The organism is Streptomyces barkulensis (assembly GCF_002843305.1).
Lineage (GTDB): Bacteria > Actinomycetota > Actinomycetes > Streptomycetales > Streptomycetaceae > Streptomyces > Streptomyces barkulensis.
Window position 1 is genome coordinate 1 of sequence record NZ_PGSG01000007.1, and the last position, 23,994, is coordinate 23,994.

General features: G+C 69.1%; 21 protein-coding genes and 1 pseudogene. 13 read left to right on the plus strand and 9 right to left on the minus strand.

Annotated features, from left to right (window positions below; translation table 11 throughout):
• Positions 1-25: 25 nt before the first annotated feature.
• From CUT83_RS01615 to CUT83_RS01625, 3 genes are all read right to left on the minus strand, one after another.
• Positions 26-1,218, minus strand: a protein-coding gene (locus CUT83_RS01615; protein WP_101253822.1) for an IS3 family transposase whose coding sequence is annotated in 2 segments (ribosomal slippage) — positions 26-954 and positions 954-1,218 — 1,194 coding nt in all. Because the reading frame shifts where the segments join, the coding sequence is not laid out codon by codon here.
• Positions 1,202-1,816: a restriction endonuclease subunit S gene (locus CUT83_RS01620; RefSeq protein WP_107490845.1), complete on the minus strand. Its 615-nt coding sequence runs from the start codon at positions 1,814-1,816 to the stop codon at positions 1,202-1,204. The genes CUT83_RS01615 and CUT83_RS01620 overlap by 17 nt, the downstream gene beginning before the upstream one ends.
• Positions 1,809-3,383 carry a type I restriction-modification system subunit M gene (locus CUT83_RS01625; protein WP_101254085.1) on the minus strand — a complete coding sequence of 525 codons (1,575 nt, stop codon included), beginning with the start codon at positions 3,381-3,383 and terminating at the stop codon, positions 1,809-1,811. Before CUT83_RS01625 ends, CUT83_RS01620 begins: the two co-directional genes overlap by 8 nt.
• A 660-nt stretch (positions 3,384-4,043) precedes the next feature.
• Between CUT83_RS01625 and CUT83_RS01635 the strand changes: the two genes are divergently transcribed.
• A complete protein-coding gene (locus CUT83_RS01635; protein WP_101254087.1) occupies positions 4,044-4,652 on the plus strand; it encodes a hypothetical protein in 609 nt (202 codons plus the stop codon).
• Between the two features lie 298 nt (positions 4,653-4,950).
• Positions 4,951-5,241, plus strand: coding sequence for a hypothetical protein (locus CUT83_RS01640; RefSeq protein WP_101254088.1), 291 nt, complete (start codon positions 4,951-4,953; stop codon positions 5,239-5,241).
• 724 nt (positions 5,242-5,965) lie between these two features.
• Here CUT83_RS01640 and CUT83_RS01645 read toward each other — a convergent pair.
• Together CUT83_RS01645 and CUT83_RS29965 are read right to left on the minus strand one after the other, a co-directional pair.
• Positions 5,966-6,220, minus strand: coding sequence for a hypothetical protein (locus CUT83_RS01645; protein WP_143688458.1), 255 nt, complete (start codon positions 6,218-6,220; stop codon positions 5,966-5,968).
• A gap of 84 nt (positions 6,221-6,304) precedes the next feature.
• The gene (locus CUT83_RS29965) at positions 6,305-6,460 is read right to left on the minus strand and encodes a hypothetical protein (RefSeq protein ID WP_158238951.1); all 156 of its coding nucleotides are present in this window, start codon (positions 6,458-6,460) and stop codon (positions 6,305-6,307) included.
• Positions 6,461-6,475: 15 nt separating this feature from the next.
• Here CUT83_RS29965 and CUT83_RS29745 point away from each other — a divergent pair, with 15 nt between their 5' ends.
• Positions 6,476-6,829: a Helicase associated domain protein gene (locus CUT83_RS29745; protein ID WP_143688459.1), complete on the plus strand. Its 354-nt coding sequence runs from the start codon at positions 6,476-6,478 to the stop codon at positions 6,827-6,829.
• A gap of 173 nt (positions 6,830-7,002) precedes the next feature.
• Here CUT83_RS29745 and CUT83_RS01650 read toward each other — a convergent pair whose 3' ends face one another.
• A complete protein-coding gene (locus CUT83_RS01650) occupies positions 7,003-7,857 on the minus strand; it encodes a PIN domain-containing protein (RefSeq protein WP_158238952.1) in 855 nt (284 codons plus the stop codon).
• 604 nt (positions 7,858-8,461) lie between these two features.
• Between CUT83_RS01650 and CUT83_RS01655 the strand changes: the two genes are divergently transcribed.
• From CUT83_RS01655 to CUT83_RS01675, 4 genes and pseudogenes are all read left to right on the plus strand, one after another.
• The gene (locus tag CUT83_RS01655) at positions 8,462-10,339 is read left to right on the plus strand and encodes an ATP-dependent nuclease (protein ID WP_158238953.1); all 1,878 of its coding nucleotides are present in this window, start codon (positions 8,462-8,464) and stop codon (positions 10,337-10,339) included.
• Complete coding sequence (locus CUT83_RS01660) at positions 10,336-12,084, plus strand: UvrD-helicase domain-containing protein (protein WP_101254092.1); 1,749 nt, start codon at positions 10,336-10,338, stop codon at positions 12,082-12,084. The genes CUT83_RS01655 and CUT83_RS01660 overlap by 4 nt, the downstream gene beginning before the upstream one ends.
• 81 nt (positions 12,085-12,165) lie before the next feature.
• A pseudogene (locus CUT83_RS31670) lies at positions 12,166-13,209 on the plus strand (IS630 family transposase); the annotation flags it as partial.
• 413 nt (positions 13,210-13,622) lie between these two features.
• Positions 13,623-15,008, plus strand: a complete 1,386-nt coding sequence (locus tag CUT83_RS01675; RefSeq protein WP_158238954.1) for a hypothetical protein — start codon at positions 13,623-13,625, stop codon at positions 15,006-15,008.
• 87 nt (positions 15,009-15,095) lie between these two features.
• Here the strand turns inward: CUT83_RS01675 and CUT83_RS01680 are convergent, their stop codons facing one another.
• The 3 genes from CUT83_RS01680 to CUT83_RS01690 form a co-directional block, all read right to left on the minus strand.
• A complete protein-coding gene (locus CUT83_RS01680) occupies positions 15,096-15,527 on the minus strand; it encodes a hypothetical protein (protein WP_101254094.1) in 432 nt (143 codons plus the stop codon).
• A 292-nt stretch (positions 15,528-15,819) separates the two neighbouring features.
• Complete coding sequence (locus CUT83_RS01685; protein ID WP_101254095.1) at positions 15,820-16,674, minus strand: hypothetical protein; 855 nt, start codon at positions 16,672-16,674, stop codon at positions 15,820-15,822.
• The gene (locus tag CUT83_RS01690; RefSeq protein ID WP_101254096.1) at positions 16,658-17,017 is read right to left on the minus strand and encodes a sigma-70 family RNA polymerase sigma factor; all 360 of its coding nucleotides are present in this window, start codon (positions 17,015-17,017) and stop codon (positions 16,658-16,660) included. The genes CUT83_RS01685 and CUT83_RS01690 overlap by 17 nt, the downstream gene beginning before the upstream one ends.
• A gap of 355 nt (positions 17,018-17,372) precedes the next feature.
• Here CUT83_RS01690 and CUT83_RS30650 point away from each other — a divergent pair, with 355 nt between their 5' ends.
• The 6 genes from CUT83_RS30650 to CUT83_RS01715 all read left to right on the plus strand — a co-directional run bounded on the left by CUT83_RS30650 (position 17,373) and on the right by CUT83_RS01715 (position 23,942).
• The gene (locus CUT83_RS30650) at positions 17,373-17,834 is read left to right on the plus strand and encodes a hypothetical protein (RefSeq protein WP_240958565.1); all 462 of its coding nucleotides are present in this window, start codon (positions 17,373-17,375) and stop codon (positions 17,832-17,834) included.
• A 340-nt stretch (positions 17,835-18,174) separates the two neighbouring features.
• The gene (locus tag CUT83_RS01700; protein ID WP_101254097.1) at positions 18,175-19,578 is read left to right on the plus strand and encodes a HEPN domain-containing protein; all 1,404 of its coding nucleotides are present in this window, start codon (positions 18,175-18,177) and stop codon (positions 19,576-19,578) included.
• 107 nt (positions 19,579-19,685) lie between these two features.
• Positions 19,686-20,471 (plus strand): P-loop NTPase family protein, encoded by a 786-nt coding sequence (locus tag CUT83_RS01705; protein WP_241524759.1) that lies wholly within the window; start codon positions 19,686-19,688, stop codon positions 20,469-20,471.
• The gene (locus CUT83_RS30655; RefSeq protein WP_240958563.1) at positions 20,468-21,139 is read left to right on the plus strand and encodes a hypothetical protein; all 672 of its coding nucleotides are present in this window, start codon (positions 20,468-20,470) and stop codon (positions 21,137-21,139) included. The genes CUT83_RS01705 and CUT83_RS30655 overlap by 4 nt, the downstream gene beginning before the upstream one ends.
• Positions 21,140-21,153: 14 nt before the next feature.
• Complete coding sequence (locus tag CUT83_RS01710; RefSeq protein ID WP_101254098.1) at positions 21,154-21,645, plus strand: hypothetical protein; 492 nt, start codon at positions 21,154-21,156, stop codon at positions 21,643-21,645.
• Positions 21,646-21,680: 35 nt separating this feature from the next.
• Positions 21,681-23,942: a tetratricopeptide repeat protein gene (locus tag CUT83_RS01715; RefSeq protein WP_101254099.1), complete on the plus strand. Its 2,262-nt coding sequence runs from the start codon at positions 21,681-21,683 to the stop codon at positions 23,940-23,942.
• Positions 23,943-23,994: the final 52 nt, after the last annotated feature.

Genomic DNA, 23,994 nt, shown 5'->3' on the forward strand with positions numbered 1-23,994 from the left:
TTTCGTAGAGTCCGCGATCGTGTGATCAAGCGGTCTGCGGGACTTCCTCCAGGTACGCCCAGTACGTCTGCTCGTACTCGTCGGGCGGCACGTAGCCCAGGGCGGAGTGGAGTCGTTCACCGTTGTACCACGCGACCCACTGGAAGACGGCCCGCTCGACCTGGTCGAAGTCCCGCCATGGCCCCTGATGTTCGATCAGTTCGGCTTTGAACGTGCCGTTGAGGGCCTCGGCCATCGCGTTGTCATAACTGTCCGCGACGGACCCGACCGACGCCGAGGCACCGACCTCGGCGAGACGTTCCGTGTACCGAATGGATACGTACTGCGACCCGCGGTCGCTGTGATGGATGAGATCGGCGTCCTTCTTGATCCTCTGCCGCCACAGCGCCATCTCCAGTGCGTCCAGCGGCAGGTCCGTGCGCAGGTGCGTGGCGGCCTGCCAGCCCACGATCCGGCGTGAGTACGCGTCCAGGACGAACGCGACGTAGACCCACCCCGACCAGGTGCGGATGTAGGTCAGGTCCGCCAGCCACAGCTGGTTGGGCCGCTCGGCGGTGAAACGGCGGTTGACCAGGTCCGGCGGGCGCGGCGCGGCCGGCTCGGGGACCGTGGTGCGGCGGCGCTGCCCGCGGATGACGCCCTCGATGCCGAGCTCGCCCATCAGCCGCTCGACCGTGCAGCGGGCCACCGTGTGTCCGGCGCGGACCAGGGCGCGGGTGACGCGGCGTGCGCCGTAGGTGCGCCCGGAGTCCTCCCACGCGGCTGTGACCAGCGGGATCAGTTCTTCGTCGCGCAGGCGTCGGGCCGACTTCGGCCGCGTCTTGCGCGCGAAGTACGTCGACGGCGACACATCCAGCACCCGGCAGACGGGATCGACCCCGAGGCCCTTGTCGCGCAGGTGGTCGATCACCTGCTCGGCCTCGTCCGGGGACGGTCGATCTCCTGGGCAAAAAACACCGAGGCGGCCTTCAGGATCTCGTTGGCCCGCCTCAACTCGGCGTTCTCCTTGCGGAGTTCCTTCAACTCGTCGCGCTCGGCGGTCGTCAGCCGGTCGTCACGCTCGCCGGCGTCCGCCTCGGCCTGGCGGACCCAGGACCGCAGGGCTTCCTTGTGGATGCCGAGGTCGCGGGCGACGTGGGCCACAGGGCGGCCGGTCGCGCGGACCTCGCGCACCGCCCGCTCACGCAGCTCATCGGGGTACTTACGGGGTGCTGGCATTGCTCGTGGTTCTCCTTACGCCTGGAAGCGTAACCCAGGCTTGAGGGACTCCACGAAGATCAGTACAGCTCACCAGTGCCTCGGCCTCTTTGTCGAGCGCGGTGATCTGGTCATCCATCGCGCTGATGACCTCGATGATCCGCCTCTGGACAGGAAGCGGCGGCACGGGAACCATCCATGCTTCGAAGTCAGCCTCCTTCCATCGAGCGCGGCCCTCGGAGCCTGCGCGCATGGCACCGATCTGCTGCAAAACTTCTGATCGCTGGAAGTTGAGGAGCAGGAACCGGGCGTCCACTTCCTCTTCGTTCACTTTGTAGAGAGGGAATTCGTTCGTTGCCAGGGCGCCGTCAAGATCCTCGGGGACGACATCGAATGCCCCCTTCTGGGTGTCGATCCGATTGAAGGTGAAGTCCCCTTCCCGTACCCGGTAGAGGGACTTGGCCTTGACTGTCTCGGTTGTTACGACGCCTCTGTCGTAGGCACCTCTTCCATACCACCGCACGCCCATTGTGCGGTACTCGGTCCCTGGTTCCAGACGAACGATCTCCCGTCGCTGGTGGGCGATCTTGCCTGCAGGAACGTGCTGCCAATCACTCATCGAAGCCCTCGACTCCAGCGTCAGCGAGGACGGCGAGCATCCGCTGCTCGGTCTTCTGTCGCTCGGCGCGGGCGATGTTGTACGCCTCGATGAGGGTGCCGAGGTCTTCGGCCTCGGCGGCGGCCTGTTTGATGTAGCGGCCGATGTTGAGGTCGTACCCGTTTGCCGCGATCTCCGTGGTGGGTACGAAGCGTGCGGCCAGGCCGCCCTCTCCGTCGGGGTCTGCCGGGTTGCCGTCGGCGTCGAAGTCCGAGTGGTAGGCGGTCACCACATCGGCGATGTCGGCGTCGGTGAGGATGTTGCGGTTCTTGGCCTTGGTGAACCGCTGGGAGGCGTCGATGAACAGCACGCCGTCCTTCCGCTCCGGGACCTTGGTGCCGGGGGCGCGGAATACCAGGATCGCCGTGGGGATGGAGGTCGAGTAGAAGAGGTTGGGCGGCAGCCCGATCACGGCTTCCAAGAGATCCTCGTCCAGGACGCGGCGGCGGATAGCGGCTTCCTGGCCGCCGCGGAAGAGGACGCCGTGGGGCAGGACGACGCCGGCGCGACCCTTCTGCGGATCCATGCTGGCGATCATATGCTGGACGAATGCCCAGTCCGCCGAGGACTGCGGGGCGACGCCGCCGATGGCGCGGGGGTCGTTGGTCCAGGGCTTCCACTTCAGGGAGTAGGGCGGGTTGGCGAGAATTACGTCGAACTGCGCGACGGACCCGTCCGGCTTTGTGAAGCGGGGGTCCTTCAGGGTGTCGGCGACCTCGATCTGGAACTGGGTGAGGTTGTGCATGAAGAGGTTCATGCGGGCCACACCGGCGGTGTCGGAGACAGCCTCCTGCCCGTACAGCTTGAGGGTGTAGCCGCGTCCGCCGCGGGTCTTGAGGAGGTTCGCGGAGGCGATGAGCATGCCGCCCGATCCGCAGGTGGGGTCGTATACCGACTCGAAGGCCTTGGGGTCGAGGGTCTCGACGATCAGCTCGACGACCTCGCGTGGGGTGAAGAACTGGCCGGCGCGGGTGCCGGAGCCGTCGGAGAACCGCTTCAGCAGGTACTCGTAGGCGTCGCCGAGCACGTCGTGGGAGAGGTTGCCCTCGTGCATCTTCGGGGTGCGGTCCATCGTTTGCATGACCGCGGCCAGGACTTCGGGCGGCAGGACCTCTTCGGAGGTCCAGGTCATGGATCCGAACAGGCGGGAGAACTTGTCGGGGTTGGCCGTCTCGATGGCTTGCAGGGAGGTTCGGACCCGTTGGCCGAGGCCGGGCTGGGTGATGGTGGCGAGGATGGAGGGCCAGGAGGCGCGGCGCTCGGCGGCGGTGCCGGGGTAGATGAGCGGGATCTCGAAGCTCTGGTAGTCGCGGTACTCGATCTCGCGGGCTTCCTGTGGGGAGAGGCCGTCCAGGCCCGCGTTCTCGGCCAGGAACTCCTGGTGGCGGTGCTCCCAGGTGTCCGAGAGGTACTTCCAGAACATCAGCGGGAAGACGACCGAGGCGTACTGCGCTTCGGGCATCGCCACGCGCAACTCGTCGGCGGCGTCCCACAACCGGCTCTCGATCTCCTGCTGCGTCACTGCCATCAGTCGGGGGTGTCCTTGCTCGTCAAAAAAGGGGGCGGCGGCCCGAGGGCCATGGTGTTCCTGCTGTCGCCCTGCTCCGGGAACACGCCGGCGTGGGCACGCGGGACGTGGCGTCCTCGGCGGGAGCGACTCGCCAACGGTATCCCCCGTCAGGATCACGGGGTACGGCAAACGGCCCAACCAGAGGACGCGGCCAGCGGCGGTGCTCTCCGGCGGTCATGGAAGACGGCCTCGCGGGCTGTCCGGGGCCGCGCGGCGCGGGGTGGGGCGGGGGCGGAGACGATCGGTAGTGGTGGGAAGGATCGCTCCTGGGACGGTCTGCCATGTGTCTCTGGCCAGCAGTAGCTGCGCGGGGTGCGGGCAGTGGTGCCGCGGCCTGGTGGGGGTGCAGTGCGGTGGGCGCCACCGCGTTACGGAAGGCGCGGAAGGATTACTCCGCGCCTGGAAGCAGTCGGCGTACCGGGGGGTGGTGGTCGAGGGAGTCCTGGTCCGCCGCGCCGCCCGTCCCTCCAAGGGCTTCTGCCTTGATGGGATCGAGGTGGTCTGGCGGTGACCGCTAGTTGAATCTTGGACTGCTGTACGATCGCGCCGAACGAGGGGTGGGGGCTTCTACCTGCGCGGACGCTGCCGGTTGCCCTCCTGGGCAACGGAGTTCGTGCAGTGGGTAAGGGACAAAGCAGCAACAGCGGTCCGCTCGGGTGCGGGTTTCTGATCATCATCGCGCTCATCGTGGCCCTGGTGCAGCAGTGCGGCGGCGAGGAGGAGGAATCGTCCGCCTCCAAGCCTGCTCGGCCCAGCGCCTCGGCCAGCGCCGAGGACTCGCCGAAGAAGCCCGCCCGGCAGAAGCCGCCGAAGGTGACCCTGTCACTCGCGGAGATCGCCGAGACTCCGGGCACCTTCGAGCGGTTCAAGAAGTTCGTGGCCGAGCACGGGACGGCCAGGCAGAAGGAGGTCGTCAGCCACCTCACGGGGTGGCGGGGCTTCAGGCGAGGCACGGGGACGGGGATCCCCGCTCTGGAGGTCAAGTCCGACTACCCGGTTGTCGACTTCGCAGCGATGGACGCCGGGGACGAGAAGGAACTGGACCTGTTGCTGGACCTGCAGGAGGAGTCCCAGCACGCCGCTGAGGCGTTCGCGGCGTGGTGGAAGGCAGACGAGTCGAAGATGGCCGTTCTTCAGATCTTCGACCGTGAGGACGTGACCACCTACGGCAGCACCTGCATCGATCCGCACAGTGTCAGGAACGGCGGGTCCTGCTGGCCCCACTAACCCCGGCACAGGACATCGGCGGGCACGGCAAGGGACATTCCCACCTCGCCAGGGGCGGCACCCGCCGCTTCCTGGACGACCACCCCGCCTCTGCTGCTCTCGCCACAGCATCACAAGGCCGGCCACGGTGCCGAGGGGCATCTCGCCCCAGCTCCCCGCCGACACGTGCCCGGAGCTGGGGGCCCTCGTGTGAGTGTCGTGAACTTGGGCGCGGGATTCCCCTGCACGCCTTGGGGCTTTCGTTTGGATCAAGGTGGGATGCGGGGTGACGGCGGTTCCCAGGTGACATCCTGGAGCGATGCGTTCTGGAACTGGCAGCACCGAGAACGACCTGCGGCATCTGCTCAACGAGTGGGATCCGATCGGCGTCGCCGACGCGGTGCAGGACGAGTACGACTGCATGCTCGCCCCTCTCCTCCAGCGGCTCCGGGGTGGCGCTGACCAGGCGGAGATCGGTGAGTTCCTGCGGCATGAACTGGAGGAACACTTCGGTCTTCCCCCTCTGCCGTCGGAGCCGGAAGCGATGGCCGCCCGGCTGGTGTCCTGGTGGACAGCTGCCGGCAAGGCCGAGGGCGCCGACTGCGTGTAGTTGCTCCCTCCGATTACGGTGTCCTCATGACCGTCCCCTCCAACGCCGTCCTCATGGCAAAGGAACAGCAAAGCCCTTACTAAGCCGCAGGTCACCAAGTGACCTCCCCGCCGACGCGGGGGTATTCCGTACCAGCAGAAGCTCGCCGGGCTGTCCCCGGCGACCTCCCCGCCGACGCGGGGGTGCTCCGGACCAGCGGCGGGCGCGGATGTTCTCCGGCTTGTCCTCCCCGCCGACGCGGGGGTATTCCACCTGCCGCGGGATGCCATCACCGATGGTCGGCCTCCTCCCCGCCGACGCGGGGGTATTCCGGACCAGCAGAACATCAAGGACATCCTCGCCCGGTCCTCCCCGCCGGCGCGGGGGTATTCCTGCGGACAGGGTGGTGGGGTAGCGGTCGCCGCGGTCCTCCCCGCCAATGCGGGGGTGCTCCGAACGCGGCCGCGTGTGGTGTCAGCCGCACGTGGCCGCGTCCGTCGTGAGACCGGTGGCCGTTCCGGCTCGGTCGGGAGGGGCCGGGCGAGGTCCCCTAGGGAGCGGGCCGGCTGATTCAACGGGGCATCGGCAGCCTGTCCAGTGGTCGGCGGCCCTCGCCGTGTCCGGCCACCTTCCACACCGGCCGGTCAGGGCCGTGGGCGGCCAGCCGGTGCAGGGTCGTGGTCGCCCCGGGGGGCTCGATGCTTCCACGCGGCCGGACGGGCGGCACTGCCCGATTCCGGCAGCGTCACCGGGTCGGTGCCTGCCGGGCCGTTGTGCCGGCACAGCGGCGGTACGGGGGTGCCCCCGCCGTGGGGCGCGCGCCGGGCCGGGCGGCCTGTTCGGCGGTGCGGGCTCCGCCGGCCTGTGCCGTGCCGCGGCTCTTCTCGGTCTCGATGCTGCCCTTCCCGAAGCGAACCCGCAGCGGGAAGGCGCCGGCATCGCGGGCAAAGAGAAGCTTCTCGGCGGAAGCCGGGGTCGGTGCGGAGTCGGTCTCGATCACGGCGTTCGGTCCGCCGGGCACCCAGACCACCACGTCCGCCCGCCCGTGGCGGCCCTTGCCGTCAGGGACCACGGGCAGCCGCAGTTACTTGTAGGCGCGGGCGTAGGTAGGGGCCAGCGGGCTGTCGCGCATTAGCTCGTCCTTGAAGGAGAGCACGACCGGGGTCAGGGCCTGGGTGACGTCGGCGGTGGCGGGCGGCCCGTGCCCTTCCGCACGGTCGGCGGCGACAACCTCGGCCAATGGCTCCAGCGGCAGGTGAACGCGTGGACGGAACTGTCGGAAGAACAGCAGAGACGGCTGACCACGCTCGGCATCAAACCGCTTGAGGAGACGTCTCCCGCCCCGGCGGCCAATCGTGCGGCGAAGAGCCCGAGCAAGGCACAGCAGGCGTTCCAGCGCGGCCTGGCAGCCCTCACGCAGTGGATCGAGCGGGAAGGCGCACACCGACCGGTACCGCGCGGGCACACCGAAGAGATCACCGTCGACGGCGAGGCCGATCCAGTAGCCGTCAAGCTGGATATATGGCTATCGAACACCAAATCGAGGAAAAACCGGCTCACTGCGGATCAGCGGGACACGCTCGCCGAACTCGGCATCAACTGGACCTAGCACCGCAGGCGGTAGCTGACCTTCTCGGGTGGGGCGCGCACACCCATTACCGGATGGGGAGTAGATGCCACGGACAGAGCTTCCGCCAACCGCCGTCACGTGCTCTCGGCGACTCGCGTCTCAGCCGGGACGGCGAACAGGACGGCTCGGCACCGATGCCCGGTACGGGACAGTCAGCGGCCACCAGAGCGTATGGGCCTGCGTTCCCGCTCCGGTTCCTCGCCTGTGCCCGCCTCAGTGCGCAGCTTCCGTACGGGCAAGCCAGCTTGCTTTGCTCGTGTGGCCTGCCCAGTATCGTAGGTGACCAGCCAGACCGGCCCGGCGGCCAAGGCTTGGACGGCGAGCACCCGGTCAACGATCTCGTCGTCCGTGATGGGCAGGCGGGTGTGCCCCGGCGGGTCGAGGAGGACCTCGACGTGGTGCGGGGCGTCTGCCGTGGTGTCCTCGAGGAGCCTATCCAGGACGGCGAGCGTATGGCCAGCCCGCCAACGCACTTGCTTGTCTTTGCTCTCCTTGAGCCGGTCGAGCTCGTCCACCACGGCCATCGGAAACAGCACCCTGACCGGGCCAGCCGCTCCGACGAGATCCACGAAGTCAGCTTCCTCGAATTTGGTGTCGTGCTGGATGTAGAAGCTGCTGTCCGGGACGAGCAGGGTTACCTCGCCCGGCCACCTCTCCATCTGGGTCTGGAGGGCCAGCACCGCATCCCCAAGAGCGACGACCCGCTGCTGGATCTCCAGACCGACGATCCCATTCACCAGGGACTGCTGGTCGGTGCCGGCGAGGTGACCGACGCCGTCCAGCAGCGTCTGGTGCGTCCGCGTGCGCACCAAGCGGTCAATGTCGCGGGTACTGATCTGGGAAGTGAGCAGCCGCTCCGACTCGTTTGCCCACTGTAGGTAGGCCAGGAGACGGCGGTAAGCATCGTGGTAGACGCGTCCGTCGATGTTGCCCGCCGCGGTACGCACCGACCGGAGGACCTGGAGGACGTTGTCCCGGTTCGCACCGGGTATGGGGGTGACCAGCACCCGCCTAGGATCGCAGCACTCCGGCGGTAGTGCAGCAGGGTGACCGTTTTCCGTCGGGTGCATTGGACGATGCGGCTGGCGCAGGAGAAGAACCAGAACGTTGATGCCCTCGAACACCGGCACGTCCCGGCCTCGAGCTCACTGCCATGCCCTGGCCCCCACCCTGGGCGGCTCACTCCAGCGTCGCCGCACATCAACGATCACTGAACACGAACTCCGTGCAGTATAGATGACACGACCTGATCACCACTGCCCGCTGCCCGACAAACCGGCAGCTCAGAGCCCCGCCCCAAGACCAGCGCACACGATCGCCACGGTCACCGAGGCAACGGTATGCCCCGACCACGGCCACACACCCAACTGATCAGCCCAGACCAGACCACTACTCACTGACCAGAAAAACCGCTCCCGGACAACTGTGCGAACTGGGGCTGGAGTGGGCGTAACCGGCACCGGCCTACCAGGCCGCCTCAGCGCGGCCTGCCCTTTGACCACTACCACCGTTCCGCAAGAACTGCTGAAACAGCGGAGACCACGTCATGCTGCGCCTATCATCATCTGATCACTGTTGCCCTAGGTGACAGGACAGGGGTGGGGGCGAGCGGTGTACGTAGCCGAGGTGTTGGTAGAGCGATTCCGGTCGTGCGAGCGGGCACAGATCCCGCTGCGGCCAGAAGTGACGGTGCTGGTCGGGGAGAACAACGCAGGCAAGTCTTCCGTAATCGACGCGCTCCGGCTGCTCACGGACCCTCTGGACGGGCGCCGGGTGCGCTACTTCGAGGAAGCCGACGTCCTCATGGCCGTGGCCACGCTGGGCGGCCCTGGCCTGCAGGTGGATGTGGCCGGCATCGGTCCGCAGCACAGCGGCGCATATCTGGAGGCGCTGCTGCCCGAGGGAGCTCCCGACAGCCGTACAGCGCGGTGGCAGGTGTCCTGGATGCCGCCGCAGCCGGGCGGTCGCCGGGGGAGCACCGTCTGGACGCAGGGCGTGGGCCTCCCCGTTACGGGCGATCCTCCCGCGCGCGGGGGCGTGCGGCATGTCTACCTGCCCGCGCTGCGCGACGCAGAGCGGGAGCTGGCCTCGGCGGGCGGGGACCGGGTGCGGACGATCTTGCGTGGGCTGCTGGGGGACGACGAGCAGGTCGATGTCTTCGTAGAACGGATTGGCACCGAGCTGAAGAAGGTGGCCGCGGACCCGGACGTGTCCAGGGTCAGCGAGAAGATCAACGGGCCTCTACGGGACCTGACCGTGGGTGCGCATCCTCAGATGAGTGAACTAGCCCTAGCCGAGCCCACCTTCGCGTCGATCGCCCGGTCGCTTCGGGTGCTGTTGGGTGATGCTGCCGGCCAGCCGTTTCCGCTGTCAGCTTCAGGGCTGGGTTACGCCAACGCTCTGTTCATCGCCACGGTGATGGCAGAACTGGACGCGGCGGCGGAGGCCGACCTGACCGTGCTGCTGGTCGAGGAGCCCGAGGCACACCTGCATCCTCAGTTGCAGACGCTGTTGCTGCGCTACCTGCAGCAGCGGGCGCGGGCCTCGCGCCGCCGGCCTGCCAGTGACCCGTCCCAGCCGGCCGGACATCTGCAGGTGGTGGTCACCACTCACTCTCCGGTCCTGTCGGCCGCGGCCAGCGTGGAGAACCTGGTAGTCATGGCCCGGTGCCCAGCCGGACTATCCAACGGCTGGCAGGCACGGCCCTTGCCCATTCCCCGGCTGCGTCTGAGCCCGGACCGGGTGCGGCATCTGGACCGCTACCTGGATGCCACCAAGAGTGCCCTGCTGTTCGCCTCACGAGCGATCCTGGTGGAGGGCATCTCCGAGCTTCTTCTGCTGCCTGCCCTGGCCGAGCGTGTTCTTGCCGCCGGTGCAGGTGCCAGCGCCCTGGCGGCTCGAGAGTCGTCCGAGGCGCTGGAACGGTTCTTCGGGACCACCCGGGTGATCGTGGATGGCGTCGGGTTCGAGGTCTATCTGCGGGTGCTTCTGGCGCCTGTGGACGGCATGAGCCTGGGACGGCGGGTGGCGCTGATCACCGACACGGACGTGGCACCCGACCAGCCGGAACCACGCCGGCTGCAGTCGCTGCGGGTGCTGCCCCTGCGCTGGGGGTCTCCTGGCAAGCTGCATCTGGCCGCAGCGCCCCGCACGCTGGAACCGGCCCTGTGGTCGGCTGACAACATCGCCGCCTTGGAGGCGGCGTTCCTGCGCTGCGCGCCGCGCTCGCAGGAACGCTGGGAACAGGTCGTTAAGGCAGCGGATCCCGCCCTGGTGTTCGGGGAGTTGTTCATCACGAAGACCAGCCGGACCGTCACCGGCGCGGACGGGGAGGTCCTGAAGGGTATCGAGATCTCTAAGGGCCGGTTCGCCCAGGAACTCGCCGACGTGCTGGCCGATCCGGCAGTGGGATTCACCGTGCCCGCCTACCTCGCGGAGGCCATCCGCTTCATCACCGCCCCCGACAGCACTGGGATGAGCGCGCCATGAGTGAGCCGGGGCAGACAGGGGCGGTGCGGGCAGACGCCGAGGCGCAGCAGAAGACCGCGATGACCGTGGCCGCCCCCGCTTACGTGCCCGCCTGTCCGGGCGCGGGCAAGACGCATGTGATCACCAGTCGGCATCTGCAGTCGCCCAAGCGGCTGTTACGCCAGGGCCGGGCCCTGATCTCGTTCACGCGGGTGGCGCGGGATCAGATGGTCCGCCGCTGCCGCCAGGCGGGCCGCGCCGATCTGGTCCAGGCACCGCACTTCATCGGCACGCTCGACTCTTTTTTGTGGGAGTTCCTGGTCAAGCCTCGGCGCGCGGCCGAGCCCGTGCCCCGCCTGCTGGAGTCGTGGGCGAGCATTAAGGCCCCAGTGGAGGGCGTGGATCGGGAGATCTCCCTGCACCGCTTCCCCATGGCTCTGGCCCCCTCGCGGGTTCCGGCACGCGAGTCGGTGGTCTGGGACAAACTCGACTACGACACCCGGCAGCTCATCGAGGCCAGCGCCTACACCCGACTGGCATGGGAAGAGAAAATCTTCGCCACCCGCAAGTCGTGGTGCAAGCAGGGCTACTTCACCGGGCACGAGGCGCGGGTGCTGGCCCTGTGGAACCTACGCAACACCGAGGTCGCCGCTGGGCTGCTGGCCCCGCTGCGCTCCCGGTTCGCGGAAGTCGTCGTCGATGAGGCGCAGGACTGCTCCGCCGCAGACCTGGCGATACTCCAGCTGTTGCACGACGCTGGCTTGCCGCTGGTCCTCGTCGGCGACCCGGACCAGGCCATCTACGCCTGGCGCGGTGCCGAACCGCAGGCACTGGGAGCCTTCGCGGCCCGCCTGTCCCCCACCGCTCGCCGTTTGACGGGCAACTGGCGCAGCTCTCCCGTCATCTGCCGCCTGGCGGCCACCCTGCGCGCGGGACAGCGTCCGCCGGACACGTCCGTCGTGCGCGACGACGATATTCCCGTCCTGCTGCTGCCCACCCGGTTCGCCGCCTCCGGTAGCCGCCACCTGCACGCCCCGACCGGTGACGGCATCGTCGACGCCTTCCGTGCGCTCGCCGAGGAGTACGCCATCGAAGCCGAGGACTGCTTGGTGACGGCCTACAAGTACGCCACCCTGCCGGGCATCGCCCGGGAAAAGTCCAACACCAACGCCATCACCGGCCTGGCCTGGGCCCGCACTGTCGTCCACACCCCAGGGGCCTCCGGCGACGAGCTCACCCGGGCCTGTGCGATTGCCGTGCGGGTACTGTTCGGCTACTGGTATCCGGGCGAAACCGGCGGCTCCGACCGCATAATGGTTGTCCACCGCTTGTCGGCCGGACAGGTCCACCGCACGGCCTTCGCGTTCCTGCACAGTCTGCCCGCGCCTCACAAGGAATGGGGTCCGCAGGTATGGCAGGCCATGAAGGCCTGGCCCTCTCTGCCCGGGGCCGCCCCGCAGGGCGGCAAAGGCCGCCCTGCGGGAAAGCCCACCCTGTCCCGCCCCCAACCAGCCACCGGTATCCGCACCAACATCGTCCACCAGCTCAAGGGTGACGAAGCCGACGGGGTCCTGTTGTTGCTGCCCGATCCCAAAAGCGTCCAGCGCTGGGCCACCTCGGACCCGGCCACCGACGAGGTGCTGCGCGTCTGGTACGTCGCCGTCACCCGCGCCCGCCGCCTGGCCGCCATCGCCCTGCCCGAGGAAGAGACCGAGGCACTGGCGAACCTGCTGACAGAACGGGGAGTACCAGTTCGCGTTGTCTGACCCTTCTTCCATCTACTGAGGTTGAACGCGTGATGTCGCGTTCGGCTGACCGGGGTCCGCTCCGTGCGGTATCACCGTGGGATGCGGTATCCACAAGGAGGCGGGCTGACCGCCGAGCATCGGGAGCTCCGGGAACGGTTACGGCTGGAGGCGGCCGAACGGTTCGGACGCGGTGGTCGCCAAGAAGTTGCAGGTCAGCGTCCGGTCGGTGCAGCGGTGGCGGCGGGCCTGGGTCGAGAGCGGTTCCCGGGCGCTCGAGTCGAGTGGTCCGGCGTCGCTGCCGTGGCTGAGTGATGAGCAGTTCGCCCAGCTGGAGCGGGAGCTCACCAAGGGGCCGGCCGCGCACGGCTGGGAGGACCAGCGCTGGACGCTGGGCCGGATCAAGACGGTGATCGGCCGACGCTTCCACCTGACCTACACGGTCCAGGGGGTGCGCAAGCTCCTGGTGCGTAACGGCTGGGCGTGCCAGGCCCCCGCCCGCCGGGCCCTGGAGCGGGACGACGAGGCCGTCGCCGGCTGGGCGAAGGAAGTGCGGCCCTGCGCGGAAGGCTCGCGGCGGCCCGTGGAACATGGCTGGTCTTCGAGGACGAAGCCGGCTTCTCCATGACGCCGCCGCACGCGAAGACGTGGTCGCAGCGGGGCCGCACCCCGGTGGTGCGGATCCGCGGCCGCTCCCGCAGACGCATCTCCATCGCCGCGCTGACCTGCTACAAGCCCGGCCACAGATCCCGGCTGATCTACCGGCCCCGCCGCGACGACGGCAACCGCGACGGCCGCAAGAGCTTCTCATGGCGCGACTACCGCGACCTGCTCATCGCCGCCCACGCCCAGCTCGGCGGCCCGATCGTCCTGGTCTGGGACAACCTCAACATCCACAGGGCCGCAGGACTGCGGGAGTTCACCGCAGCGCGGGACTGGCTGGCCATCTACTACCTGCCGCCTTACGCGCCCGACCTCAATCCCGTCGAGGGCATCTGGTCCCTACTGCGGCGCGGCTGGCTCTCCAACGTCGCCTTCAGCACGCCGGACCACCTCATGCGGCGCATACGAAGCGGCCTTCGCCACATCCAGTACCGCAGCCACCTCATAGACGGCTGCCTCACCGGGACAGGACTGACCATCAACCCCGAGTCTGTGGCCTTGGGGCCGGATGGTTGCCTCCTCTGGCTCCCCCGGTGTGGCTGTTGGGTGCAGTGGCATGGCACGGAGACATCAGGGGAGTGTTGTCACCCAGAAGGGTGAATTGTTCGTGATGCGGCGGTAGTGGCCGAGACTCGCCTTGTTGGCGATCTTTTATCTCCCTTTGATGAGGCGTGCTGTGCCTGCAGGCCGCGCGGAGCGGAGGGATGACTGTGCCATGGCGCAGTCGTCTTCCGCCGGGGCGGCCATCACTCTCAGGGGGAATGCCAGTGAGTGTCAGATCGGTGAGAGCCGCCGTGATCGGTGTGCTGTCAGCGGCCCTGCTGGTTGTGGGGGTCCTGCCCGCTCAGGCGGGTGAGTCCCGGCCCGGCAACGGCAGAGGAGCACAAGGTGAGGAGGTGACCTACAAGGTCATCCCGTACGTCATCTCCGACCCGGACCTGGTCAACAGCCCGAAGAAGATCATCGATGAGTTGAACCGTACCGGTGGTTCCCTGGACGCGTTGGGGGTCTCTCCGGCCACCAGCGACGGCCCGTCGAGGATCGATAAGGGGCCGACTGCCTCAGGCGGCGACGCCAGAGGCAGCGCTCAGGTGGCGGCCGAGCCGGAGTCCTACGTTGTGGATTCCTCCCGGTTCCCGAACGGGCAAATCCCCAGCGACATCTACCAGTACGTGACCGCGGACGAGTGCGAGGCGCAGTGGGAGGCGGCGTCCCGGGACCAGGGCTGGATCAAGAACCGGTACTCCTACTGCCAGATCCACATGCTGGCGATGCCCGCGGTGGAGTGCCGGATCTTTCCCCGGCCGAGCTGCCGCACCGCCGGGGTCTTCTTGTCCCGCAACCGGCTGATGGGATTCGGTAAGAACGGAGGCGCCGAACACGTCTCGACCTCCCGCTGGGCCGACTTCCACCTGAACGTGGACGTCATCCAGGCCACCGGCCCGTTCGCCCGCAGCGGCGCCGAACTGTCGGCGGAGATCGAGTGCGAGGGCAACTACCTGGACGAGGACTACCCGCAGACCGACGCCAACGCCTGCTTCGGAGGCCTGAACAAGGAGACGGAGAAGTCCATCAAGGACTGGCGCAAGGACGGCTTCGCCCACCTGGACCTGCTCTCCCAAGCTTCCACGCCTGCGGAGCACATGGGTGAGCAGATCGGCACCGGCGTGTTCCACATCGAGTACGAGTTCGACCTGCCCTGGTATTTCCAGTTCCTGGACACCGAATCACCCGAGGGCGGCATGCGGTTCGACTCGGCCTGGTACCTGCAGTCCCACAAGCTCGGGTCGGTCTTCGACCGGGCCGTGCCCGGCATGTCCTACACCCTCTCCGACCCGGCCGTCGGCGGCGTCGCCCAGCACATCGAGGACGCCCGCACCAACCCCGGCGCGACGCTGCCCGCCCAGTCGGGCAAGTACCTGGCCGGTGCTTCTCCCGGTGACCCGATCCACCGCCTGGCCCAGGCCAAGGGGCCGGACCAGAACCACCGCTACACCGAGAACCGGCGCATCGTGCGCAACTTCTGCCGCACCCGGGCCATGCAGGACCTGCGGGATTCCCTGCCGGCGGCCGGCGGACCGTACGACTGCGACGAGTACGCCTTCGCCTCCACCTATGAAGGCGCGGCCCGCTACTTGTTCGACGGCGCCCAATACCAGCGGCACTACTCCGCCCGCTGGGTCAACAGCGACGTCAACCAGGAAGCCGGCCGCCGCCTGGGCCGCTGGTACGACGTCGACCGGATCCTGGACAGAGAGGACTTCTTCATCCCCATCCGGTAACCCACCGCGCACCTGACACGGCAGGGCCCGGGACCGAAGGTCTCGGGCCCTGCCCACACAGCACCGGCCGCACAACGATGGAAACCCCTATGTGCTGGGCCAGAACTGCACCAGAGCCCAGCCCTCCGGACCGCTACCTGAACCCTCGTCATCGAGGACGCCCGGCCGCCAGGCCGCACGCACCTGCCAGGCCCCCGCCGCGGGCAGCCGGAACACATCCGAGCGGCCACCCGCAGCGATCTCGTCCACCAGGAGCCGGCCCGACGGCAGGCGCATCACCACCTCCTGGCAGACCGGCCACAAGCGGTCGTCGAACTCCGCCGGTGGACCGTCCCAGCTCTCCAGCCGCAGCCGGGTGTCCAGGACGTCCTCGGGGGTTTGGATGTAGAGCATCGTCGCGTTCGCCGCGACCAGCCCTCCGGCGCCGGAAGTGGCGGGACGCTCGCCGTGCTGACCTTCCTCGTCCACCAGGCCGAACAGCCGGTGATCCACCGTTACATCAAGTTCGTTGAACGTCACTAGATGAGACACAGCTCCTCCAGGAACAGGAAGACACCCGCCGCCCACGCTACCCACCCGAGCACGGCTCACCAGTCCACCTGCTCCAGGAAACGCCCCCGAGACCGCCTCGGGCTCGATAGCAGTACAAGGCGGGCAGGTCCTGATGCGGTTACTCGTCCCGAGGCGGGAGCGGTCGCGCTTGTCGGCCTCGTCCTGGCCGGAGGCGGGGTGATGTCATCGGCGCTGCCAGCGCCCGGACGTGCCGCTCACCATCACTCTGGCCGGCTGGCCTTCCCCGCAGTAGCGGCTGTCAGGCTTCCGGTCCGGTGGGGACCGTGCGGCTGGTCAGAGTACGGTGCGCGGATCGGCGGGTGGGCAGCGGCTGCGCAGGGGTGGTGCGGTGGTTTGGCCGGGGCCGGGCGGGGGCGCCGCTAATGGCGAGGGTGGTGATGCGGTCGGTGAAGTCCGGGTCGGGCAGGGACAGCTCCAGGTCGTCGTCGACGATGCCGACCGCGGCCGGGACGTAGGCCACTAGGGCGCTGGCGGCCGGGGGCAAGCCGTGGTGCGGCTTGAGGGCGTGCAGTACCCGCAAGGTGGTGGCGATCTCCTGTTCGGTCTCCTCGGCGCTGGTGGTGGCCGGGGGCAGGTCGGCCTGCAGCTGCCACAGATCTGCTACGCCTTCCTCGCCCTGGGCGAGGTGGTGCAGGTAGAGACACCAGGTGGCGGTGGTGTCCTCGGCGCCAGCGGCGTACTGCCACCAGAACTGGGCGGAGTCGGTGCAGGCGGCGAGGTAGAGCAGGCAGCCCAGGACTCGGGCGCCGGGCGGCTCGGGCATGCGGTCGGCGAGGAAGATGCGCAGGTGCTCCAGGGCATCGGGGCGCGCGGTGACGGTCTCGCACAGCACGGTCAGGTCCCGGGCCGCGGCCTGCGCTGCCTGGTCTGCAGCCGAGTGGCCGCCACCGGTGTCGGCGGTCTCCGCCACGGGCGCGCCGGAGGAGGGCCACCCTGCGGCGGCGGGGGCGGGGTGATCAGCGCGGCGGGCGGCTACCCGGGCGGCGACGCGGGTGAGGGCGGCCTGGATGTCGTCGGGGGTGTAGGGGGCGGTAGGGGTCAGGTGGGCGCGGGCCAGCAGGCGGTCGACGGGGTGGTCACTGGGCGGTGTCATCGGCGTTTCCTTTGCCTTCCAGGTCCAGCAGTTGCTCCAGGCGGCGGCGGGCCTGGCGGGCGATCGAGCGGACCCCGGCGTCGGTGATGCCCAGGTGGGTGGCGGTCTCGGCTGCGCTGTAGCCCAGGCAGTACCGCAGCATGATCACGTCCTGCTGGCGTTCGGAGAGAGCGGCGATCGCGCCGAACAGGTGCAGGTTCTCCTCCAGCTGCCCGATCGGGTCGCAGGTGCCGCGTAGCTCGGCGGTGTCGAAGGCGTGCAGGTCGATGGGGGTGGGGCGGCGGGCCGGTCCCGTCCCGGGAATCGTGAGCGGGAGGCACTGGCAGGCGCTCTGGGTGTCCATCCAGCGTGGCTGCACGCTTCGCGCGACGAGCAGCTCGATGTGCAGCTTTACCGGGTCGCGTCCTGCCCGTGCGAGAAGCCGACTGCCATGGCGCGCCTCGGGCTGGGCCGGGAGGAGCCGGACTGGTACGACAGCCCCGCCGAGCAGGATGCCGCCGTGCACTGGTGCGGCTGCGGGCAGTCCTGGGTGAAGGACGCGGCCGGGTGGCTGCTGCCGCTGCCTCCGGGCGAGGAGCCGACCCCGTCCGACGGGGACCTGGTCGACCTCGGCCATCCCCTCAGCCCCAGCCCCTCGGTAACGCTCGACGAGCCGTGGCCGCGGGCACTGTGGCAGCCTCCGGCCGGAAGGAAGGGCCGTGCCCGCACCGCCTACCGAGTCCCCGAACTGCTCACCCGGGAGCCGCAGGCCCTGCCCGTACGGCCGGATGTCACGCGCGTCGTCGTGCCGGCGCCAGTGTGGGGGTGCCGGTTCGGCGGAGCGGCTTGCCGCGAACGCGTCATGGTGCCGCACCTGCCAGGCCCTGGTCGACGCGCCCAAGGGGGCGGCCGGCGGGCCGTGGGTTCTGCTGCACCGCAGCGAGCCGGAACGCGAGCTGAGCACCTGGACCTACCCCACCGAGAAGAACGCCCTGCACCATGGCGCCCATCTGGCTATGACGTACCTACAGCTGGACGACGGTCCCCTCGACCGTGTGGCGTTGGACCTGTTCACCTGCCAGGCGCACGTCCAGGTCATCGACCGGTTCCTCGAACTGCACCCGGAGACAACCCAGTTCGAGGTCGCCGAACTCGTCTCCATGCGCGCCAACGAGTTCTGAGCGACTCTGTCCCCCGGCCGCGTCGGGTCGGGCGGTCAGGCGTCAGCCGTCGTCAGCCAGGCGATCCACGCGCCGTCCTGTGCCCGGCCCAGGGTGACGGTCGGCGTGTGATCGGCCATGCGGGCGCAGATTCGGCCGTAGGCGCCGTGGCGGGCGGGGCATAGCCGGGCCAGTTCCTCGGGGTGCGACGGCTCACGTCGTTGCTCAGCCTGGCTATCGCTTGAACGCCAGCTGTCCCCGCTGGTCAAAGCTGCTGCTCGAACGATGGTCGGTCCCTACTGGTTGCGCCGCTGGAAAACAGCTGCCCAGATGCAACCGGGGGCCGCTACTTTCAGGCCGTATGAGCAAGCATCTCTCCCTGCGCAAGGCCGTGTTGTCGTGGCTCGAGTACGCGGGCGGTCTGTCCCCAACACCCCAGTCCATCGTGGTACTGATGCTCCAGCCCCACTGGGAGGACGTGGTAAGAGAGGTGGCCGCCGCAGCGCCTAGGGAAGAGCACCCCGACCTCTACACCAAGACCGACGGAGACTGGGTCCCGAACTCCCGAACGCTGTTGGAGGCGTCGGGACTGGGTACGGCGGCACGTCTCATTGCCCAGGGCGTGCCGGTTTCCGTCTCCGAGGTCGCGGACAGCTTTGTCACCTTCTGTACTGGCCCGGCACCGGTCCCCGAGCGATGGCTGCTTCTCAACGGCACCTTCCCCCAGGGAACACGGATTCCGCTGGGGCGGCACACCCTGCAGACCTTCACTGCGGACGAACTCAACCAGACGATCCCGATGCCTGCGCTGAACGTCCTGCAGCGCCGGAGCCATGATCTCGGCCTGATCACCGGCGCACCATTTCTCCATGTTCCTGATCCCGGCCGCCCGGTCACGCGTCGTCCGACCTGGTTTGACTTCACCGGCCCGCGTGCGGAAGCCCAGCACTGGCAGGGACTCCTTCCTCTGATGTTGTGGGACAGCGAACTTCTCCGGGTGGACTCGGTCTTCACCGTCGCGCGCGGACGCCTCTTCGATCTGAACCCCAGAGACGTGCCGACGACCATCCAGGTCTATGAAGGCCAGTACGGCAAAGAGGAGGAGGTTGAGGTCCGCGACACCGGAGCCTTCCACGTCCCGGCCGAATACCTTCCGGCCCTGGCTGACTTCTGCACCGCGATCTCGGCGAAAATCGACGCGGTCATGGCAGGCGCGACCCACGAGCGGCGCATCCTCAACCGGCGCGCCCGGCGACTCGAACGCGCAGCCCGGCACCTCCTGGCCGCTTACCAACGCACCTACAACGACGACGGCGTCTGGGAGGTGGAGGCCGACGAACTGCGCCTTGACTACGTCATCGCTCTGGAAGCCCTGCTGATCAGCCCCAACGACACAGGCGGGCGCATCACCGCCAACATCGTCTCCCGCGCGGCTGCGCTCTTTCTTACCCGTGACCACCAAGAAGAGGCCAAGGACATCGTCCGACGTGCTTACAAGGCGCGATCCATTTACGTCCACGGCGACGTGATCAAAGACCAGACAGAAGAGGAGAAGCTGAAAGAGCTGCGAAATCTCCGTCTCCTCACACTGCAGGTCATCCTGCGCTGGCTCGTCCTGACTCCTTCCGACACCGAGGACCTCGCGCCCCTGCTCGATGCCGCCGTCCACAGCCCCGGCCGCGAAAACCACATCGGCCAGCTCCTGCGCGCCTTCTTCACCACTACCCGGCCACACAACCGGCCCGCCGACATCACCGCCACCTGACCGCGACACTCGCCGACGACAGCGCCCTGGTCACCGACTTCGGTGCCGACCCGGCGCTCGTCGCCGAGCCCGTCACGCCGGGCAGCGCTGCCGACCTCGGGAAACGGATGATCCTGGCCTCGGTGGCGCTCAACCCGGACCTGGACGACGAAGCCGTCCGCGGGCTGGCGCGCCAGTTCGCCGACGGGGACCGGGACGGCGACGGTGTGGCCGAGACCAAGCCGGTCAACGTCGTCGTCCTGGTGCCCAGCGACCGGGCCGCGGCGGCGTGGGCGCGCTACGCCGACCGCACCTGGCAGGTCGGGGATCTCGAAACGGGCGTGAAGGAGCTCCAGGCTGGCCATGTGGGTCTGGTGGTGCTGGTCAACAAGTACGACGGCGTCAACCTCCCGGCCGGTGCCTGCTGTCTGCTGATCCTCGACGGGGTGCCGCGGCCCCTGGACGGGGTGGAGCGGCGCGAGGCTGTGGCCCTGGCCGACAGCACCATCCGCCTGGCCAGGGAGGTCCAGCGGATCGAGCAGGGCATGGGCCGGGGCGTGCGCGACGGCGAGGACTACTGCGCGGTCCTGCTGCTGGGTGCCAAGCTCGCCACGGCGATCCACGAGGCCCGTCACCTGGCTCTGTTCTCCCCCGCGACGCAGGCGCAGCTGAAGCTGAGCCGGGATATCGCCGGGCAGATCAAGGGCGAAGGGCTGGACGCGGTGAGGCAGGCGCTGCGGGCCTGCCTGGGGCGGGTGCCGCAGTGGCGCGACGCAGCCGGCGGGCGCTGGCGGAGGTGCGCTACGCCGAGCACGGGACGGTGCGGGGCGAGGCCGTCGCGCTGCGGGAGGCGTTCGATCTCGCGGCCACCGGCCGCCCCTCGGCTGCGGCCGAGCGGGTGCAGAGGGCGGTGAACGACCTCGGCGACAGTGACAAGGCGCTGTGGGGCTGGCTGCGGGAGCAGAAGGCCGCCTACCTGCACCTGACCGACCGCGCGGCCGCCGAGCGTGCCCTGGCCGGGGCGCTGGACGACACCCCGTTCGTGCTGCGGCCTGTCAACGGCGGCGCCCCCGTCCAGCTCAAGGCGGCCGCGGTGCAGTCACGCGCCGCCGAGTTCCTGGCCGGCCGGTACCGCGACGGCGTCAGCCTCAGGCTCGGCGTGCAGGCGCTGTTCGAGGACGTGGTGTGGAGAGCCTCCGGGGCGAGTGGCTCGGTTTCGAGCCGCCCACCCGGTCGTCCGGTCACCCCTCAGCCGCTTGGTCGCCGATATGCGCGGCGCCGGGCTCGTCCTGCAGGAATTGGCATGAACCGCACGCAGGACCGGCATACCGGGAGGGATTCGGCAAGAGGTTCGGCAAGTCGTCACGCAAGCCGTGGTTCCACGTTCTGTCCCTCGGCCGTCCATGCGGTCCGACGCTCGGTTCCCGGCAGCCATTTGCACTTCGGCCTTCTGGCGTTCAAGCCCCATGGCCCGGAGACGGGAGCGGCCTTTTGCCGCTCCGGACCGAGAAGGATGCCAATACCGGGCCGGGAAGGGCCGGTGATTCGTTACGGTCGTGACAGCCCGTCGGGCAGAGCGTGAAGGGGGGCGTGGGGATGTTGACGGAGACGCTGGTGGCGATCGCGGCGGCCGGGGGCACGGCGGTGGTGCAGGCCGCCGGGACCCAGGCGTGGGAAGGGCTGCGCGACGGGTTCGCGCGGCTGCTGGGCCGGGGCGAGACCGAACGGGAACGGGTGGAGCTGGAGCGGCTGGACCAGGCCGCCGGTGAGCTGACCGCAGCCGAGGAATCCGGCGGGGTGGAACGGGTGCGGGCGCGGCAGGAGGCAGTGTGGCAGACCCGGATCGAGACGCTGCTGGAGGAGCTTCCCGAGACAGATCGGGAGACGGTCGCGGCCGAAATACAGGCTGTGATCGACCAGGCCGCCGCCTCACGGAGCGAGGGGGCGCGGGCCGGGGAGCGGGGGCTGGCCGTCGGTGGAAACCTGCAAGTGCGGGCCGACCGGCATTCTCTGGCCGGTGGCGTGGTCAACATCGACGGTGATGTGACGTTCGGAAACCCTCCCCGGCCGGGGACGGAGTCGGCCTGACCGCCCCCGGAGCAGCCCCTGGCCAGCCCGCCTGGGTGGATGCGGACATTCGGGCCGACCACGGCGGCATCGCCGGCCACACGGTCCGAATCGGCACCGTGGTCTACAACTCCTCCGTGCAGGAGGCGGCGGTGGCATCCTTCGCGGCACCCTCAGACAAGCGCGAGGACCAAGGGCCGGGCCGCCCGATCGGTGAGTGGGACCCGCACGACCTGGAGGTCCACCCCGCCGACGCCGCCCTGGGAGGACCGCAGCCCGGTGTGGTGCCGCAGCGGGTGCTGCCCGGCTACGTGCCGCGGGACCACGACCAGGCCCTGGCCCACGCGGTGGCAGACGCCGCGGAAGGCCGCAGCCGGATGCTGGTCCTGGTCGGCACCTCCTCCACCGGCAAAACGCGGGCCTGCTGGGAAGCCGTCCAGCCGCTGGCCGGCGCCGGGTGGCGGCTGTGGCACCCCTTCGACCCCACCCGGGCCCGCGCCGCGTTGGAAGAGCTGCAGCGTGTGCGGCCGCGGACGGTGGTGTGGCTGAACGAGGCCCAGCACTACCTCGGCGACACCACGGTCGGTGAGCAGATCGCGGCCGCCGCCCACGCCCTGCTCACCGACCCCGGCCGCGCACCGGTCCTGGTGCTGGGCACGCTGTGGCCGCAGTACGCCGACCAGTACACCGCCCTGCCCACCCCTGGCAGTCCGGACCCTCACAGCCGGGTGAGGGAGCTGCTGGCCGGGCGCACCCTCACCATCCCCGACACCTTCACCCCCGAGGCGCTGCGCGCGGCGGCCGCCCTCGCCGCAGACGGCGACCAGTTGCTGGCCGACGCCCTCACCCGCGCCCGCGACCACGGACGCCTGGCCCAGGACCTGGCCGGTGCCCCCGAACTACTGCGCCGCTACCACCACAGCACCCCCGCGGCCCGGGCGGTACTGGAGGCGGCGATGGACGCCCGACGCCTCGGGATAGGCCTCCATCTTCCCCAAGCTTTCCTGATCGACGCGGCCGTCGACTACCTGAGCGACCACGACCTTGCCGAATTGCCCGAGGACTGGGCCGAGCAGACCTTCGCCGACCTCGCTCACCTGGTCCACGGCAGGCAAGCCTGCCTGCGCCGTGCCGCAGTCCGCCCCCGGCGGCGTCCACCCGGCAGCCCGAGTCCGGGCGCCGTGCCCGCGTCGGGAGCCGGTCCGGTGTTCCGTCTCGCCGACTACCTCGAACAACACGGCCACACCACCCGCCGACACCTGTGCCCACCCGCATCCTTCTGGCATGCCGCGGCAGACCACCTGGCCAATGCCGCGGACCTTGTGGCGCTGGCGCGCGCCGCTGAGGACCGGCACCGGTACCGCCACACCGCAGAGCTGTACTGCGCCGCCGCCAGCGCGGGAGACGCCGCTGCGTTGACAAGCCTGGCTCGGATGCGCGAGAGGGCCGGGGAGCGTGAAGAAGCCGAACAGCTCTACAGTGCCGCCGCGGATGACGAAGATGTCGATGCCCTGGCCCGCCTGGTGGAGTTGCGGGCGGCCGCTGGGGATCTGCAGCAGGCCGAGCGGCTCTACCAAGCAGCGATCGACACCGAGAACCCTTTCGCCTTGACTCAGTTGGCGTTCTGGCAGGAGAGGGTCGGGAACCGGCACGAGGCTGAGCTGCTCTACCGCATCGCCGCCGATGCAGGGGATCCTTCCGCTTTGTTCTCCTTGGTGTTGTTGCTGGAGAGGGCGGGAGAGCAGGAGGCGGCCGAACAACTCGCCAGGCAAGCCGCCGACACCGGCGACACCGATCCCCTGACCGCCCTGGCAGATCTGCGCCAGGCGACCGGGAACCAGGAAGAGACCGAACGACTCCGCCAAGCTGCCGCCGATGCTGGGGACACCGACGCCTTGTGGCATCTGGCGGAGTCTCGAGCGAGCGCTGGAGACATTCAGGAGGCCGAACGGCTCCACCGGGCAGCGGTCGAAGCCGGAGACCCCACCGCTTTGGTGCACCTGGCAGAACTCCGCAGGAAGGCCGGAGAGCGCGAGGAAGCCGAGCGGCTTCTCCAGCAAGCTGCTGACACCAAAGATCCCGGCGTCTTGCCGTACATCGCAGACCTCCGTGAGAAGGACGGAGAGCGCGAGGAAGCCGAGCGGCTCTACCGCATCGCCATCGACGCCGGGGAGATCTCGGCACCCAAACTGTTGCGGGACATAGCGGAGATGTACGGCGAGGTGACGGAAGAGCATCTGCTGCGCTACGGCCTGGAAGCGGACGGGACACCAGCCCACCCCTGGCCATGGCCGGAACCACACACGACCGAACTCTGACAACAGTTGGCCTTGCGGCCCGCTCCAGTGACCGCTGTCCAGGCTCCGCAGC

Coding starts and splice junctions, on each gene's coding strand:
- CUT83_RS01660 (WP_101254092.1), top strand. CDS start 10,336: ATGAGTGAGCCGGGGCAGACAGGGGCGGTGCGGGCAGACGCCGAGGCG.
- CUT83_RS01690 (WP_101254096.1), bottom strand. CDS start 17,017: ATGGACACCCAGAGCGCCTGCCAGTGCCTCCCGCTCACGATTCCCGGG.
- CUT83_RS01705 (WP_241524759.1), top strand. CDS start 19,686: ATGATCCTGGCCTCGGTGGCGCTCAACCCGGACCTGGACGACGAAGCC.
- CUT83_RS01700 (WP_101254097.1), top strand. CDS start 18,175: ATGAGCAAGCATCTCTCCCTGCGCAAGGCCGTGTTGTCGTGGCTCGAG.
- CUT83_RS01710 (WP_101254098.1), top strand. CDS start 21,154: ATGTTGACGGAGACGCTGGTGGCGATCGCGGCGGCCGGGGGCACGGCG.
- CUT83_RS01625 (WP_101254085.1), bottom strand. CDS start 3,383: ATGGCAGTGACGCAGCAGGAGATCGAGAGCCGGTTGTGGGACGCCGCC.
- CUT83_RS01620 (WP_107490845.1), bottom strand. CDS start 1,816: ATGAGTGATTGGCAGCACGTTCCTGCAGGCAAGATCGCCCACCAGCGA.
- CUT83_RS01685 (WP_101254095.1), bottom strand. CDS start 16,674: ATGACACCGCCCAGTGACCACCCCGTCGACCGCCTGCTGGCCCGCGCC.
- CUT83_RS01640 (WP_101254088.1), top strand. CDS start 4,951: ATGCGTTCTGGAACTGGCAGCACCGAGAACGACCTGCGGCATCTGCTC.